The organism is Siculibacillus lacustris (genome assembly GCF_004328075.1).
Taxonomy (GTDB): Bacteria; Pseudomonadota; Alphaproteobacteria; order Rhizobiales; family Ancalomicrobiaceae; genus Siculibacillus; species Siculibacillus lacustris.
In genome coordinates this window covers 25,209-39,782 of record NZ_SJFN01000014.1, presented here as the reverse complement: position 1 = coordinate 39,782, position 14,574 = coordinate 25,209, and the positions used below count along the sequence as shown (strand labels likewise).

Below are 14,574 nucleotides of genomic sequence, written 5' to 3'. Positions count from 1 at the left end.
GGGGGGGGCGCCGCACGGCGGCTCCCTTGCGCCGTTCCTACCCGCCATCACCCAGCAGGCCAGGCGATGACCATGACGCTCGAATCCCTCGATCATCTGAGTGCGCGTGACTTCCAGCGTCTGTCGGAGTTCATCCACAGCTACAGCGGCATCAAGATGCCGGTGTCGAAACAGTCGATGGTCGAAGGCCGTCTGCGTCGGCGGGTGCGGGCCCTGGGGGTCGCGACGCTCGGCGACTACTGCCGCTATCTCTTCGACCAGGATGGGCTCGAGAGCGAAGCGGTCGGTCTGATCGACGCGGTCTCGACCAACAAGACCGATTTCTTCCGCGAACCCGACCACTTCGAGTTCCTCGCCGAGCAGGCCGTCCCGGCGCTGCTCGCCGCCCAGCAGGTGTCGCGGCGCGCGCCGCTGAAGATCTGGAGCGCGGCCTGTTCGATCGGCGCCGAGCCCTATACGCTGGCGATGGTGGCGGCCGAGATCGCTCGCGCCAATCCGGACGTGCGGACGTCGATCCTGGCGACCGACATCTGCACCGAAGTGATCGAAACGGCGACGCTCGGGATCTATCCCGAGAGCATGATCATGCCGGTGCCGGTCGATCTGCGCCATCGCTACGTGATGCGCGCCAAGTCGGGCGCCCGCGACCGCGTCCGCATCGTGCCGGAGTTGCGGGCGATGGTCGGGTTCGGCCGGCTCAACCTGATGGACCGGACTTATCCGGTCGATCACGACATGCATGTGATCTTTTGCCGCAATATTCTGATATACTTCGACAAGAAGACGCAGCAGCAGGTGCTGTCGCAACTCTGCGATCATCTTCGGCCGGGTGGCTATCTGTTCCTCGGCCATTCGGAGACACTGGCGGGATTCGGCCTGCCGCTGCGTGCCGTCGCAACCACGGTGTTTCAACGCCTCGGTGACACATGATCCGCCCTGTCCGCGTGCTGATCGTCGACGACTCGGCATCGGTCCGGCAGACCCTGACCGAAATCCTCTCGGCCGATCCGGACATCGAGGTGTTGGGGGCCGCCGCCGATCCCTTCGTCGCCGCCAAACGCATCCAGCAGGAACTGCCCGACGTCATCACCCTCGACGTCGAGATGCCGCGCATGGACGGCATCACCTTCCTGCGCAAGCTGATGGCGCAGCGACCGATCCCCGTGGTGATGTGTTCGAGCCTGACCGAGGAGGGGTCGCAGACCCTGATCGAGGCGCTCGAGGCCGGCGCTCTCGACATCATCCTGAAGCCGCGGGTCGACACCAAACAGTTCCTGCTCGAATCGAGCGTGCGGATCTGCGATGCGGTCAAGGCCGCCGCACGTGCCGATCTCCGCCGTCTGCCGCGCCGCGGTCACGCGGGGGCGCCGTCGCGGCTCGAGGCGCGGCCGAAACTCACCGCCGACGCGATGCTGGCGGCGCCGGTGCGTCGCGACGCCATGGCGCGGACCACCGAGACGGTGGTGTGCATCGGCGCCTCGACCGGCGGCACCGAGTCGCTGCGGGTGGTGCTCGAGGCCCTGCCGGCCGACTGTCCCGGGATCGTCATCGTCCAACACATGCCCGAACATTTCACCGCGGCCTTCGCCAAGCGTCTCGACGGGCTGTGTCGCGTCGACGTCAAGGAGGCGGCCGACGGGGACACGGTGTTGCCGGGCCGGGTGTTGATCGCCCCGGGCAATCGCCACACCCTGCTGCGCCGCAGCGGCGCGCGCTATCACGTGACGGTCGAAGACGGTCCGCTGGTGTCGCGCCACCGCCCCTCGGTCGACGTGCTGTTCCGCTCGGCGGCGCGCTTCGCCGGCAGCAACGCCACCGGGATCATCATGACCGGGATGGGGGACGACGGTGCCCAGGGCCTGAAGGAGATGCAGACCGCCGGCGCCCTGACCATCGCCCAGGACGAAGAGACCTCGGTGGTGTTCGGAATGCCGCGCGAGGCGATTCTCCTCGGCGCCGCCGATCGCGTGCTGCCGCTCGATCTCCTGGCGATGCAGATCATGCAGGCGAGGCGCCGGTGACCGGCCCCCCCGACGAGGATCCGGCGGCGGTTGCGAGGCCGCGGGCCCGTGCCTTCCTGCTGCCCGGGATGATGCACTGCAACAGGCGGCGGGCCGAAGTGTCGACCGTGCTCGGGTCCTGCGTGGCGGTGTGTCTGACCGACCGCTGCCGCGGCATCAGCGGGATCAACCATTTCGTGCTGCCGACCTGCGACGGCGACGGCACCAGTCTGCGCTACGGCGACGTGTCGATCGCTCGGTTGGTCGCGTCGATGAAACGCCTGTGCGGGACTCTCGAGACGGTCGAGGCCAAGGTCTTCGGGGGCGCCGAGATCCTGGCGCCGCTGGCCAGTCCCGGTATCGGCGTCGGCGCGCGCAATGTCGCTCTGGCGCTGGAACGGCTCGACCAGTTGGGTCTGCCGGTGGTGGCCCGGCGGACCGGCGACGTCCATGGTCTGCTCATTCGTCTCCACACCGATACCGGCGAGGTCATGGTTCGACCGGTTCAGTCGACCTGGCCCGCCGGTCGGGTGCAGGCGCGCGCGGCGATCGCCGCCGCGGCGCGACGTATGGCGGTGTGGCCGTTCACGGTCGACCCCCACTGATCACGGCCGACGTGCCGCGGCGCGGACGGTGCGACGCGACTCGCGATCACGACCGGTCGTCGCGCCGATCGGGTCGGTCGGAACGCGGCTCCGGGATGTCGCCGGAGCCGGCGGCCCATGGCAAATCGCCGCTCAGTTGCACAGGCCTTCCGCTCGCGCCTTGGGGCCGATATTGGGCGAACCGCAGATGTCGGGGAGGTATGGCGCGATCTGATCTCTTCGCCCTTGAGCGATCAGGACGGCGACGAGGAGGGCTTCCGCGGCCGTATGGAGTTCCTTGGGAGCCTCGAAGGCCGCGTAGACGTCGTCCAACGCCAGAGCCTTCCGCGCTTCGCGCTCGGCCTCGGCGAAGCGCTTCTGCTCGACGAGATAGTCCCCGACGTAGATGTGGCCCCGTGGGTCCCGTGGATATTCGGTCGTGAAGCGCTCGCCGCCGGCGTAGGCGTCCAACCGAAGCGTTGGTAAAATGGTGTTGGGCGCGAGCGCCCGTACCAGCATGACGGCGCGGTACTCTCGCTGCAGGCTGGGCGCCCCGATCACGACGACCGCGAGCGCGGCCGCCACGACACCGATCGCCGCGCGGCGCATCGGCGGCAGCGGTTCGTCGCGCGACCAGAACCGGAGCATCAGGGCGGCGAACGCGATTCCCGTCAGGGCGCCGCCGAGATGCGCGGCGAAATCGACGATCGAACCGTCACGCGCCTGGTTGCCGGTCATCAGGGTCGGGACCAGCATGTAGAGCGAGCCCGTCATCATCCGGCTCCGCACCGGCCCGGGTGGAAACCGGAAGGCCATGACGACCAGACTTCCGGCTTCGGCCATGATCGCGCCCGAGGCGCCGACACCGACGACGTTCGGCGGATTGAAGACCATCGAAATCAACGAGGCACCGATCGCGCCGATCACATAGATCGCGAGGGTCCATACCCCCCCGACGACCCGCTCGAGCGCCTTGCCGCCGATGTAGAGGGCGATGAGGTTGAACGCGAGGTGGATCAGACTGAGGTGCAGGAAGGCGGCGGTCAAAAGGCGGAGCCACTGGCCGCTCTCGACGACCAGCATGCGGGCGGATCCACCCATCGCCGCCAAGGTCGCGCCGTCGAAGCCCGTAAAGATACGCCGTGCGGGGTCGAGCCAGATCTGCACGACGAAGACCGCGACGAGGACGGCCATGAGCCCATAGGTCGCCCAGGGCGGGCGCGGGCTCGGCATGGCGACGTGGCGCCGCGCCTCGATCTCCGCTTCGGTGAGCGGCGCCGCGGCGACCGCGCGGGTGAGAAATCTCTGCCAGATCTTGTTGTTTGCCCAGACCCGCCCCGTCGTCGACTCGACCACGGAGGCCGAGAGAAACCGGCGGTCGAAGATATGGGCGCGCCGGAAGGGAGCGAGGGACGCGGCCCGTTCGTCGAGCGCCGTCGGCCCCACTTCGACGACGTGGACACGAACCGGGTGCGACCCTCGGCGCAGGTCGTCGGCGAGAAGCTGCAATTCGTAGAGGGACGTCGTGAACTGCTTGCCGGGATGACGGTCGCCGTCCACCAGCCCCACGAAGGACCGGGTCAATCCGTCGTCGGCGACCAGGAGCTCGTCGAAACGGGCGGCGAGCGGCGCCGCGTCCGCATCCTCGCAGCGGACATAGCCCATCTCGAGCCGACAGCGCAGCGCGATCTTGTCCGCCAGCGTCTGTTCTGCGTCATCTGCCATGGCGACCCCATCCCCTTCCGAAGCGGTCATCGCGTCGCTCGGCCGGGGGCGACACCGCGCGTTCAACGCTCGATTGCAGGTCGGTCTCGGCCCGCACGAAACTGAAATCATCGATTGTCGGCGGCCACAATACAGCCCGAATACGGAGGCCGGCGGGTGGGGCTGGTGGAGCAGGGAATGTGCCCCGGGATCGGGGGATGACCGCGCCGACCCTTTCGGCACGGCAGCCTCACGCCACCACCGCCCATCCGGTGCCCGGATTGCCGATGGTGCCGCCGCCGATCAGGCTGGTGCCCGAGAGATCCCAGGACGCCAGCGTGCCGTCGGTGTTCCGGAACAGCAGGTCGGACTTGCCGTCGCCGTCGAAGTCCTTGCCCTCGCTGAGGAGGCCCATGCGCTGGCCCCCGGTCGGCAGACGGATGGTGCCGTCGGTGAAGGACAGGACTTCGACGTCGACCAGTGTGTCGGTGCCGTCGGTACCGGCCAGGACGGTGAAGCTGCCGTCGGCGCTGCGGCTCCAGGACGCTGCGCTCTCGGCGACGTCATGAACCGTGGTGTCGCGCCCGGCACCGCCGAGCGGGATGTCGTTGCCGGTGCCGCCCTTCTGGGTGTCGTTGCCGAGGCCGACCACCGAGTAGGGAACCTGGACCGTCGTCCCCAGTTCGGTCGGGCCGAGGTCGCCGACCCGTGCCTGCCCGGTGATCCCCCAGGTCTCGGTCACCAGCGGATCGCCGGTCGAGGACGCCGCGGCAGCTGCGGCGTAAGCGGCGTCGTCGACGAAGACATCGGCGATCAGCGCATCCCCGCTCCAGCCGTAGCTCTTCGGCCGGTACCAATGGACGGAGGCCGAGCCACCGACCGACGTGCGGTGGAAGATCGACGCAGATCCGGACCACAGGTCGAACGCCATGGCGGTATCCCCGGAGCGCATATGTTTTGCTGGAAATGCGCCGCGACGTAATCATGTGTCGAATTGCACACAACTAGAGACTGTCTTCTGTCCGGGCCTTCCGTGCAGGGCTGCCTTGCCGTCGCGACGGGGGGCGAAGGTCGCCGCAATCGGCGTCACGCGGGAACCGCGGCAGCTCGCCCGGCGTCGGGAGGGTTCGGCCGATCGGCGGGGGCGGTGGTTCGATCGTGTGGGCGACGTGTCCGCCGGCGCGTCAGGCCGCTGTCCGGCCGCGCGTCCTCACCCCGCCTTCAGCGCGGTCTTGAGGTCGGCGAGTTCGTGCAGGGTCAGGGGCTGGTCGTCGTGGAAACGGGCGAGCAGACGGGCCTGCCGAGACGGCAGACGGGTGGCGGGATCGGCGTCGTGCCAGCCGGCACGGCACAGATCGGCGACCATCTCGTCGCGCAGTTCGTCGGTCCAGGCGTCGATGTCGGCGGCTCCGAGCATCCTCGAACTCCTTCTCTCCTCCGGTCCCCAAGGCGGCGGGAGACCGTCGTCGGTTCGGGTCGTGGCCGGTCGCAGGGCGCGGGCCGGTCGGGTGCGGCGGGTCCCTCGGGACCCGATGCGGCGCGCGCAGGCCGGTGCCGAGGTACGGACCTCGAGCGGATGCCTGAGATATTTCTGACAATGCTGCACTGCAATGTCAATGCTGCTTTGCACAATTCACCGGGTCGTGATGCCGCAGAGACGGCGGGGCAGGTGACCAGCGGGCGTTCTCGAGCCAAGCTCGCGGCTCGAAGCGACAACGCCCGGGGCCGCCCTATGTTCCCTCGCGGGCCGAGGATGCGGCAAAGCGCGCGACACGAGCGGAGGTGAAGGCCATGACGGGGCATCGAACGGGCGGCCGGGGCTTCGCGGTCGCGGTGACGTTGGCGGTGATCGCCGGGCTCGGCGTGCCGCAGCGAACGGCGGCGGCCGAACGGACCACCTACGAGGCGGTCGGCGCCGGGCTGGCGGCGGGGCGGATCGTGCTGATCGACGTGCGCGAGCCGGAAGAATTCCGCACCGGTCATGTGCCCGGGGCGGTCAACATGCCGCTCTCGGCGTTCAAGCCGGCGGCGGTGCCGGCCCCCGGCGACAAGACGGTGGTGGTGATGTGCCGCTCGGGCGCGCGCTCGGCGCGGGCGATCTCGGCGCTGGCCACCATCGGCCGTACCGACGTCGTCGACTATTCCGGCAGCCTCAACGACTGGACCGCCCATGGCGGCGCGCTGGTCGGGGAGCCGTGACGACACCAACGAACCGAGGCGCCGCCGGCCGCCGCGGCGCAAACCACGACCGGCGTCCAAGGGGGAGAAACGCAATGACATCCAGGTTCGCGCGGCTGCGCCTCGCGGCATTCGCAGGCCTCGCCTTCGCCGCCGGCCCGCTCTCGGCCGAGACCATCGTCGACGATTGGGCGAAGATCGCCGTCCCTCCGGCGCCGGTACTGTCGCGGGTGACGCTCGATCCGGCGACCACGGCGCTCCTGGTCCTCGACATCTCCAAACAGACCTGCAACGCGCAACAGCGGCCGCGCTGCATCGCCATGCTGCCCGGAGTCGCGTCGCTCTTGAAGCTCGCCCGCGCCAAGGGGGTGTTCGTGGTCTACACGCTGGCGGGCACCGCCAAGCCGGCCGACATCCTGCCCGAGGCGGCGATGCTCGGCGACGAGCCGCTGTTCGTCTCGGGTCCCGACAAATACGTCGACACGACGCTCGAGAAGACCTTGAAGGACAAGGGCATCAAGACCGTGGTGACGATCGGCGCGGCGGCCCACGGGGCGGTGTTGCACACCGCGGCGGGGTCGGTGTTCCGCGGCTTCGATGTGGTGGTGCCGGTCGACGCGATGGCCTCGGAGACGCCCTATCCCGAGCAATATACCGCCTGGCACCTGACCAATGCGCCGCGCATGGCCGGCAAGGTCAAGTTGACCAGCGTCGGCCAGATCGACTGACGGGCCCTGGATACGACGACGGCGCGGAGCCGGGCTCCGCGCCGATCGAGGGGCGTTCGACGGGGGCGCCCGCGCTCAGTCGGGATTGAGGATCTTCGGCACGCGGTTGAGGCGCAGGCGGTAGGCATCGGGCATGCGCGAGCCGAGCAGCGGCCGCAGATAGAGGCGGAAGGCGTCGGTGACGTCGTTGCCGGACGCGGCGATGAACTCGTCGGGCATGTGGCGGGTCTTGCCGGCGACCTCGAGCAGCGGGGTCAGCTGGTAGTCGACCGAATAGAAGCCGGTGCGGTGGATGGTCACCGATCCGTCGGTCTTGTCCCACATGGCGTATTGCACCGCCTTCTCGCCGACTTCGCGGGCCTCGCGCTGGTCGACGTCGGAGACGCAGCCGATGAACGAGCGCTGCAGGTAGCCGAAGGTGTCGCCGCGCACGCGGGAGATCTTGAGCTTGGTCTTGATCTCTTCGCAGAGCAGATCGGCGAGCGCGCCGGTGCCCGAGAGCTGAACGTTGCCGTGGGCGTCGCGTTCGATCTCGGCGGCGAGCTTGGTGATGATCGGCACGCCCTTCTCGTCGTGGATGCCTTCGGAGACGGCGACGACGCAGCGGCCGTACTTCTCGTAGGTCGACTTGACGTCGGCGAGGAACTTGTCGAGCACGAACACCCGTTCCGGGATGTAGATCAGGTGCGGGCCGTCGTCGGGGAACTTCTTGCCGAGCGCCGAGGCGGCGGTCAGGAAGCCGGCGTGACGCCCCATCACCACGGCGATGTAGACGCCGGGGAGCGCCGCATTGTCGAGATTGACGCCCATGAAGGCCTGGGCGACGAAGCGCGCCGCCGAGGGGAAGCCGGGGGTGTGGTCGTTGACGGTCAGATCGTTGTCGATCGTCTTGGGGATGTGGATGCAGCGCAGGTCGTAATTGGCCTTCTTGGCCTCTTCCGAGACGATCCGCACCGTATCCGACGAGTCGTTGCCGCCGACGTAGTAGAAGTGGCCGATCTCGTGGGCCTTCAGGACCTTGAAGATCTCCTGGCAATATTTCAGGTCGGGCTTGTCGCGGGTCGAGCCGAGGCCGGACGACGGCGTGTTGCCGACCATCTCCAGGTTGTGGCTGGTCTCCTGGGTCAGATCGAGAAAGTCCTCGTCGACGATGCCGCGCACCCCGTGATAGGCGCCGTAGACCAGATCGACGTTGCGGAACTTGCGGGCCTCGAGGACCGCGCCGACGATCGATTGATTGATGACGGCGGTGGGGCCGCCACCCTGGGCGACGAGAATCTTGGTGACGGACATGGGAACGTCTCTCTCTTGCGAGGACCCGGACCGACCGCGGCACGATCGGCGGCACCCCTTGGAACTAACATGAATTCCTGCTGTCCGGCCATGGCGATGTCCTACGACGGTGGTCGTAGAGCGATGCCGTAATTGCAGTGCAGCACGGCTTCGGTCGAGCGACTGGGCCGGGAAGCCCCGCACCGCGGACGGCGTCGCGGCTTCCCCCCTCGACCCTCGGGCCCGGACGCGGTATAGGCAGGGAACCTCCCGCGCGAGCGCCGTCGGACATCCGATCGGGACGCGCGCCCCGGATCATCAGGACATTCATCCCTTGGCCTTTCCTTCCGCGAGCCCGGCGCTCGATCGCGCGCTCGTCGCGCGCAACTACGACGAACCGACTCCCGTCCAGGCGGCGGTGCTCGAGGCGGTCGCGCATGAACGCGATCTCCTCGTCTCGGCCCAGACCGGTTCGGGCAAGACCGTCGCCTACGGGCTGGCGATCGCTTCGACCCTGCTCGGCGGCGCCGAGATGCTGCCAGAGGCGACCGCGCCCCTGGCGCTGGTGGTCGCCCCGACCCGCGAACTCGCCCTGCAGGTCGAGCGCGAGCTCGCTTGGCTGTGGGAGGGCGCCGGGGCGCGCATCGTCTCCTGCGTCGGCGGCATGGACCCGCGTGCCGAACGGCGCAAGCTGGCGGCGGGCGCCCATATCGTGGTCGGCACGCCCGGCCGGTTGCGCGACCATCTCGAGCGGCACGGGCTCGACGCCTCGCAGCTGCGCGCGGTGGTGCTCGACGAGGCCGACGAGATGCTCGACCTGGGCTTCCGCGAGGATCTCGAATTCATCCTCGACGCCACGCCGGTCGAGCGGCGCACGCTGCTGTTCTCGGCGACCCTGCCCAAGGCGATCGTGACGCTGGCCTCGCGCTATCAGCGCGACGCGCTGCGCATCGCGGTGGCCGGTGGCGAACGCGGCCACGCCGACATCGAGCATCGGGCGATCCGGGTCTCGGCCAAGGAAGTGGAATCGGCGGTGGTCAACCTGCTGCGTTTCCACGAGTCACCGGCGACCCTGGTGTTCGCCAACACCCGCGAGGCGGTGCGCCATCTCCAGGCGACGCTGCAGGAGCGCGGCTTCGCGGTGGTGGCGCTGTCGGGCGAGCTCGGCCAGCACGAACGCAATCAGGCGCTCCAGGCGCTGCGCGACGGGCGCGCCCGGGTGTGCGTGGCGACCGACGTGGCGGCGCGCGGCATCGATCTGCCCAATCTCGATCTGGTGATCCACGCCGAACTGCCGCACGACCGCGAAGTGTTCCAGCACCGCTCGGGCCGCACCGGCCGGGCCGGGCGCAAGGGCGTCAGCTGCCTCCTGGTGCCGCATCCGCGCCGGCGCCGCGCCGAGCGGCTGTTGATGGACGCCGGGCTGAAGCCGGAATGGTCGGGCCCGCCGACCGTCGAAGAAATCCGCGATCTCGACCGCCTGCGCTTCCTCGCCGATCCGATCGTCACCGAGCCGGTCGACGAGGAAGATCACGAATTGGCGCGCCTGCTGGTCGCCGAACGCAGCCCCGAGGAGATCGCCGGCGCCCTGGCGCGGATCTGGCGGATGCGTCTGCCGCCGGCCGAAGAGGTCACCGATCCGGGTTCCGACGAGGGCCGGCGCGAGCGCCGGCGCGAGTTCGATCCGATCGCCGCCGATCGTCCGAGCCACGGCGGCCATGGCGGCGGCGGCACCGGCGTGTGGTTCCGCGCCGACGTCGGCCGGCGCCAGAACGCCGATCCCAAGTGGGTGCTGCCGATGCTGTGTCGGCGCGGCGGCATCGATCGCGGCGACATCGGCAGCATCCGCATCTTCGATCAGGAGACGCGGTTCGAAGTGTCGGCGGGCGCGGCGGCGACCTTCTGGGCCAATGCGCGCAAGCCGGACGACGAGAACATCCAGATCATCCCCGCCGACGGTGCGCCAGAAGGGGCACCCGCGCCGCGCCGGGGCCCGCGTGGGCCGCGACCGGAGGGCGCCGGCGAGTCCCGGGGTCCGCGGCCGGCCGGCGGCGAATCCCGCGGTCCGCGGCCGGGCGGCGAGAAGCCGGCGCGGCCGCCGCGGCGGCGCGATCGCGGCTGAGCGACCGCACACGAAACGACATCACGGCGCCGACCGGGCTCTCCCGGTCAGGCGCCGTATTTGTCCAGGAAGGCCGGAACGCCGAGCGACCGGAAGTCGGGCAGGCGGGCGCGCAAGGTGGCGTGGTCCCAGTCCCACCACGCGAGCCGTTCGATGCGCGCGGCGGTCGCCTCGTCGAAGCGGCGGCGGATCGGCCGGGCCGGATTGCCGGCGACGATGGTGTAGGGCGCGACGTCCTTGGTGACCACCGCGCCGCCGGCGACCACCGCGCCGGTGCCGATCGCCCGGCCGGCCAGCACGATCGCCCCGTGGCCGATCCACACGTCGTGGCCGATGGTCACCGCATGATCGCGGCGCCAATCGAAGAAGGCGTCGTCGTCGGATTCGCCGTCGAAATAGGCCGAGGCGCGATAGGTGAAATGGGCCTGGGTGATGCGCTCCATCGGATGATTGCCGGGATTGATCCGGGTGTGCGCGGCGATCGAGCAGAACTTGCCGACGGTCGTGTAGATGATCTGGGCGTCCTGGACGACGTAGGAATAGTCGCCCATCTCGGTCTCGACCACCGAGGTACGGGCGCCGACCTCGGTGTAGCGGCCGAGGCGGCTGGCGCGCACCGTGGCGGTCGGATCGATGGTCGGGGTCTCGGAGAGCTTGGTCATCGGGTGAGGCCTGCGTGAGGGAAATCCGGCGCTCGGGCGCCGAAGGGGCAACGTTCGACGATGTGGAACGGGCCGTCGCGGTCGTCCTGACGGAAGATCGCCAGCGCATCGATCGTGAGTGGTCGAATGGTGTCGCCGAGGAGCTCGGCGAGCGCCGCGCGCACGCTCTCGCGGCGCTCGGCCGGCAGCGGTCCGGTCAGCGTCATGTGGAAGCGGAAGTCCTCGAACACGTAGGGATAGCCCCAGCGGTGCACCGCCGCGGCCTGGCGCTCGGTGAGGTTGGCGGCGAGCCGACGGGCGAGGTCGGCGGGGGCGAGCGGCGCGCGGAACGGTTCGAAGGCGACGACGGCGTCGGCGGCGAGGGACGCGAGTTCGGCGCTCGCCGCCCCCGGCTGGACGGCGACGAAGGACCCGAGGGTGGCGACGGTCGGCTGCGGCAGATCGAAGGGCCGGCGAGTGGCGGCGAAGGCGCGGGCGGCGGCGATCAGCATCGCTTCGTCGGCGGCCGCGTCGAGTTCGAACGGCGCCTTCAGCGTGGCGTGGAAGCCGTAGCGGCGCGGCTCGGCGGTCAGCGCCGGCCAATCCGCGGCATTGCACGGTTCGGAATCGGGGAAGGGCAGGGCGCGGGCCGCGGCGGCGTCCCAGCCGATGATCGCCGAGGCGAGGGACCACAGCGGACCGTCCGAGGGCGGCGCGAAATAGATCGCATGGCGCGGGCGCGGCATCGCGGTCATGGCCGGGGGGCTCCTTCGGTGCCGCTGCCGAGGGCGGCGAGAAAAGCGGCGACCGCCTCGTCGAGCGGACCGGCGTTGTCGACGCGATGGTCGGGGACGAGGCCGGCGTCGTTGGGCAGGCGCCGGGTCAGGCGTTCGGCACCGGCGGCGTCCGAGCCGCGGGCGCGGGCGGCGATGCGGGCAGCGAGGATCTCGGTCGGCGCCGTCACCTCGACCACCGCGACGCGGTGCCAACGGGCGCGTGCCGCGGCGACCACGGTGCGCGAGACGTTGACCACCACGGTGGCGCCGCGGGCGAGATCGGCGTCGATCGCCGCGGGGATGCCGTAGGCGTGGCCATGGGCGGTCCAGGCGAGGGCGAAGGCGCCGCGTTCCTGCGCGGCGGCGAAGGCCTCGGCATCGACGGTGTCGTTGTCTTCGGCCGGGCTCGGCGGCCGGGTCACCACCCGGCGCGGGAAGGCGAAGCGCGGATCGCCGGCGAGCTCGCGCCGCGCCGCGTCGATCAGCGTGTCCTTGCCGGCCCCCGACGGGCCGACCACCAGCACCAGGCGGCCGGGGGCGGGGTCATCGCAACGGTCGTTCGCGGGCATGATCGGCTCCTCACGACACGCGGCGGCCGAGGCGGTAGACCTCGCGCACCACCGGATGGCCATCGAATTCGGCGACGCGGACCACGTCGCCGCGGCGGCCGACGACGATCTCGCCGCGATCGGTCATGCCGGTGGCTTCGGCCGGGTTCTTCGAAACGGTGCGGATGGCGCCGGCGAGCCCGCCGACCGCGGCGATCGGCGCAAGGGCGAAGGCGCCTTCGATCAGGCTGATCGGCACGTAGTCGGAGGACAGGATGTCGAGGACGCCGGCCTCGGCGAGATCGATCGCCGAGACGTTGCCGGAATGCGACCCGCCGCGCACCACGTTGGGGGCGCCCATCAGCACCGCGAGGCCGCGGGCGTGGGAGGCGCGGGCGGCCTCGACGGTGGTCGGGAACTCGGCGACGGCGACCCGATCGGCGACCGACTCCAGCACGTGCTCGACGGTGGTGTCGTCGTGGCTGGCCATGGCGATGGCGTGTTCATGGGCGAGATCGACCAGGGCGCGGCGGAACTCGACGGCGTGGGCGCGGTGCAACTCGCGGCGGCTCTCGAAATAGGCCTCGAGCTGCTCCTCGTTCTTCAGGCTCTTCTTGCCGCGATAATAGTCCTTGAGCTTCTCGACGTCGCGGAACTGGCGCTGGCCGGGGGTGTGGTCCATCAGCGACAGGAGGCGCACGTCGAAGCGCGCGACATAGTCGCGGGCGTGCTCGACGACGTCGTGGGAGCAGATCTCGCAGCGCAGATGGGTGTGGTGGTCGACGCGCAGGAAGCCGCTGGAGCGGGCGCGGTCGATCGCCTCGCCGAGTTTGAACAGGCCGGAGCCGAGCGAATGGCGGTCGCCGTCGGAGCCGGCGCGCAAACTGTCGAAGACGGTGGTGATGCCGGCGCCGGCGATCTGGGCGTCATAGGCGAAGACCGCCGAGAAGGGGTCCCAGAACACCTTGGGGCGCGGCGAATAATGCGGCTCGAGGTGGTCGGTGTGGAGCTCGACGAGGCCGGGGATGACCAGATCGTCGCCCCAGTCGAGGGCCTCCGGCCGCATCCGATCCTCTTCGATCGCCACGATCAGGCCGTCCTCGATCACCACCGTGCCGGGGACGATGCGGTCCGCGAGCACGATGCGGCGCGAGGCGACGGCGAGGCTGCCGGTCGCCTCGGGCGGGGCGGGGTGCGGGCTGGGACGGGGGTCGGTCATGGGGCTTCGATGGTCTCCGGTGGCGGCGGTGTCGGCGAAGTCGCGGGGGTCGGTCGATTCGGTCATGCGGCGATCCGTCCGGCGGCGAAGGTGGTGACGTCGACGATGCGGGTGGCGACGCGGTCGCGCACGTCGGTGTCGTGGAAGATGCCGAGCAGCGCCACGCCGGCGGCCTTTTCGGCCTCGATCAACTCGACCACGGCGGCGCGATTGGCGGCGTCGAGCGAGGCGGTGGGCTCGTCGAGGAGCAGCAGGGCGCGGCGCGCCACCAGCCCGCGGGCGATGTTGACGCGCTGCTGTTCGCCGCCGGAGAAGGTGGCCGGCGCGAGGCCCCACAGCCGTTCCGGCACGTGCAGACGGGTGAGGAGATCGCCGGCGCGGGCCCGCGCCGTCGCCGCGTCGTCGCCCTGGGCCAGCGCCGGCTCCATCACCACGTCGATGGTCGCGACGCGCGGCACGGCGCGCAGGAACTGGCTGACGTAGCCGATGGTCGAGCGCCTGAGCGCCAGGATCTCGCGCGGCGTGGCGGTGGCGACGTCGACGACGCCGGCGGGGCCGCCGATGCGGATCGCGCCGCGGTCGACGCCGTAATTGCCGAACACCATCTTGAGGATCGACGACTTGCCGGCGCCCGAGGGGCCGCCGAGCACCACGCATTCGCCGCCGCGGACGTCGAAGGACACGTGGTCGACCACCGGGATCTCCAGGCCGTCGCGCAGGTGCATGACGAAGCGCTTGGCGACGTCGCGGACCGCCAGGACGGGTTCGGCGGACAGGGTCATGGCTTCGGACATCGGGCGCC

The 14,574-nt window shown here is 70.2% G+C and carries 15 protein-coding genes; 6 read left to right on the top strand and 9 right to left on the bottom strand.

What is annotated here, in order from left to right:
* Window positions 1-72 precede the first annotated feature (72 nt).
* Genes EYW49_RS10900 through EYW49_RS10890 form a run of 3 tightly spaced genes read left to right on the top strand, consistent with a single transcriptional unit; the run spans window position 73 to window position 2,605 of the window.
* Window positions 73-930, top strand: coding sequence for a CheR family methyltransferase (locus EYW49_RS10900; RefSeq protein WP_228259572.1), 858 nt, complete (start codon window positions 73-75; stop codon window positions 928-930).
* Window positions 927-2,021: a protein-glutamate methylesterase/protein-glutamine glutaminase gene (locus EYW49_RS10895; protein WP_131309507.1), complete on the top strand. Its 1,095-nt coding sequence runs from the start codon at window positions 927-929 to the stop codon at window positions 2,019-2,021. Before EYW49_RS10900 ends, EYW49_RS10895 begins: the two co-directional genes overlap by 4 nt.
* The gene (locus tag EYW49_RS10890) at window positions 2,018-2,605 is read left to right on the top strand and encodes a chemotaxis protein CheD (RefSeq protein WP_131309505.1); all 588 of its coding nucleotides are present in this window, start codon (window positions 2,018-2,020) and stop codon (window positions 2,603-2,605) included. Before EYW49_RS10895 ends, EYW49_RS10890 begins: the two co-directional genes overlap by 4 nt.
* 132 nt (window positions 2,606-2,737) lie before the next feature.
* Here EYW49_RS10890 and EYW49_RS10885 read toward each other — a convergent pair whose 3' ends face one another.
* From EYW49_RS10885 to EYW49_RS10875, 3 genes are all read right to left on the bottom strand, one after another.
* Window positions 2,738-4,531: a rhomboid family intramembrane serine protease gene (locus EYW49_RS10885; protein ID WP_131309503.1), complete on the bottom strand. Its 1,794-nt coding sequence runs from the start codon at window positions 4,529-4,531 to the stop codon at window positions 2,738-2,740.
* Between the two features lie 7 nt (window positions 4,532-4,538).
* Complete coding sequence (locus EYW49_RS10880; protein WP_131309501.1) at window positions 4,539-5,219, bottom strand: hypothetical protein; 681 nt, start codon at window positions 5,217-5,219, stop codon at window positions 4,539-4,541.
* A 279-nt stretch (window positions 5,220-5,498) separates the two neighbouring features.
* The gene (locus EYW49_RS10875; RefSeq protein WP_131309499.1) at window positions 5,499-5,705 is read right to left on the bottom strand and encodes a hypothetical protein; all 207 of its coding nucleotides are present in this window, start codon (window positions 5,703-5,705) and stop codon (window positions 5,499-5,501) included.
* Window positions 5,706-6,079: 374 nt separating this feature from the next.
* Here EYW49_RS10875 and EYW49_RS10870 point away from each other — a divergent pair, with 374 nt between their 5' ends.
* Entirely contained in the window at window positions 6,080-6,487 is a 408-nt protein-coding gene (locus tag EYW49_RS10870; protein ID WP_131309497.1) for a rhodanese-like domain-containing protein, read from the top strand.
* 74 nt (window positions 6,488-6,561) lie between these two features.
* Window positions 6,562-7,194: a cysteine hydrolase family protein gene (locus EYW49_RS10865; protein ID WP_131309495.1), complete on the top strand. Its 633-nt coding sequence runs from the start codon at window positions 6,562-6,564 to the stop codon at window positions 7,192-7,194.
* A 75-nt stretch (window positions 7,195-7,269) separates the two neighbouring features.
* On the opposite strand, the gene EYW49_RS10860 is transcribed toward EYW49_RS10865, so the two are convergent.
* The gene (locus EYW49_RS10860; RefSeq protein ID WP_131309493.1) at window positions 7,270-8,487 is read right to left on the bottom strand and encodes a 6-phosphofructokinase; all 1,218 of its coding nucleotides are present in this window, start codon (window positions 8,485-8,487) and stop codon (window positions 7,270-7,272) included.
* A gap of 313 nt (window positions 8,488-8,800) precedes the next feature.
* Here EYW49_RS10860 and EYW49_RS10855 point away from each other — a divergent pair, with 313 nt between their 5' ends.
* Entirely contained in the window at window positions 8,801-10,588 is a 1,788-nt protein-coding gene (locus EYW49_RS10855; protein WP_131309491.1) for a DEAD/DEAH box helicase, read from the top strand.
* A gap of 47 nt (window positions 10,589-10,635) precedes the next feature.
* On the opposite strand, the gene EYW49_RS10850 is transcribed toward EYW49_RS10855, so the two are convergent.
* The 5 genes from EYW49_RS10850 to phnL form a co-directional block, all read right to left on the bottom strand.
* A complete protein-coding gene (locus EYW49_RS10850; protein ID WP_131309489.1) occupies window positions 10,636-11,250 on the bottom strand; it encodes an LbetaH domain-containing protein in 615 nt (204 codons plus the stop codon).
* Window positions 11,247-11,984 carry a DUF1045 domain-containing protein gene (locus tag EYW49_RS10845; protein ID WP_131309487.1) on the bottom strand — a complete coding sequence of 246 codons (738 nt, stop codon included), beginning with the start codon at window positions 11,982-11,984 and terminating at the stop codon, window positions 11,247-11,249. The genes EYW49_RS10850 and EYW49_RS10845 overlap by 4 nt, the downstream gene beginning before the upstream one ends.
* Window positions 11,981-12,574, bottom strand: a complete 594-nt coding sequence (phnN, locus tag EYW49_RS10840; protein ID WP_131309485.1) for a phosphonate metabolism protein/1,5-bisphosphokinase (PRPP-forming) PhnN — start codon at window positions 12,572-12,574, stop codon at window positions 11,981-11,983. The genes EYW49_RS10845 and phnN overlap by 4 nt, the downstream gene beginning before the upstream one ends.
* Before the next feature lie 10 nt (window positions 12,575-12,584).
* On the bottom strand, window positions 12,585-13,772 hold the full coding sequence (locus EYW49_RS10835; protein WP_131309483.1) for an alpha-D-ribose 1-methylphosphonate 5-triphosphate diphosphatase: 1,188 nt from the start codon (window positions 13,770-13,772) through the stop codon (window positions 12,585-12,587).
* Between the two features lie 62 nt (window positions 13,773-13,834).
* Complete coding sequence (gene phnL, locus EYW49_RS10830) at window positions 13,835-14,554, bottom strand: phosphonate C-P lyase system protein PhnL (protein WP_228259571.1); 720 nt, start codon at window positions 14,552-14,554, stop codon at window positions 13,835-13,837.
* Window positions 14,555-14,574 lie beyond the last annotated feature (20 nt).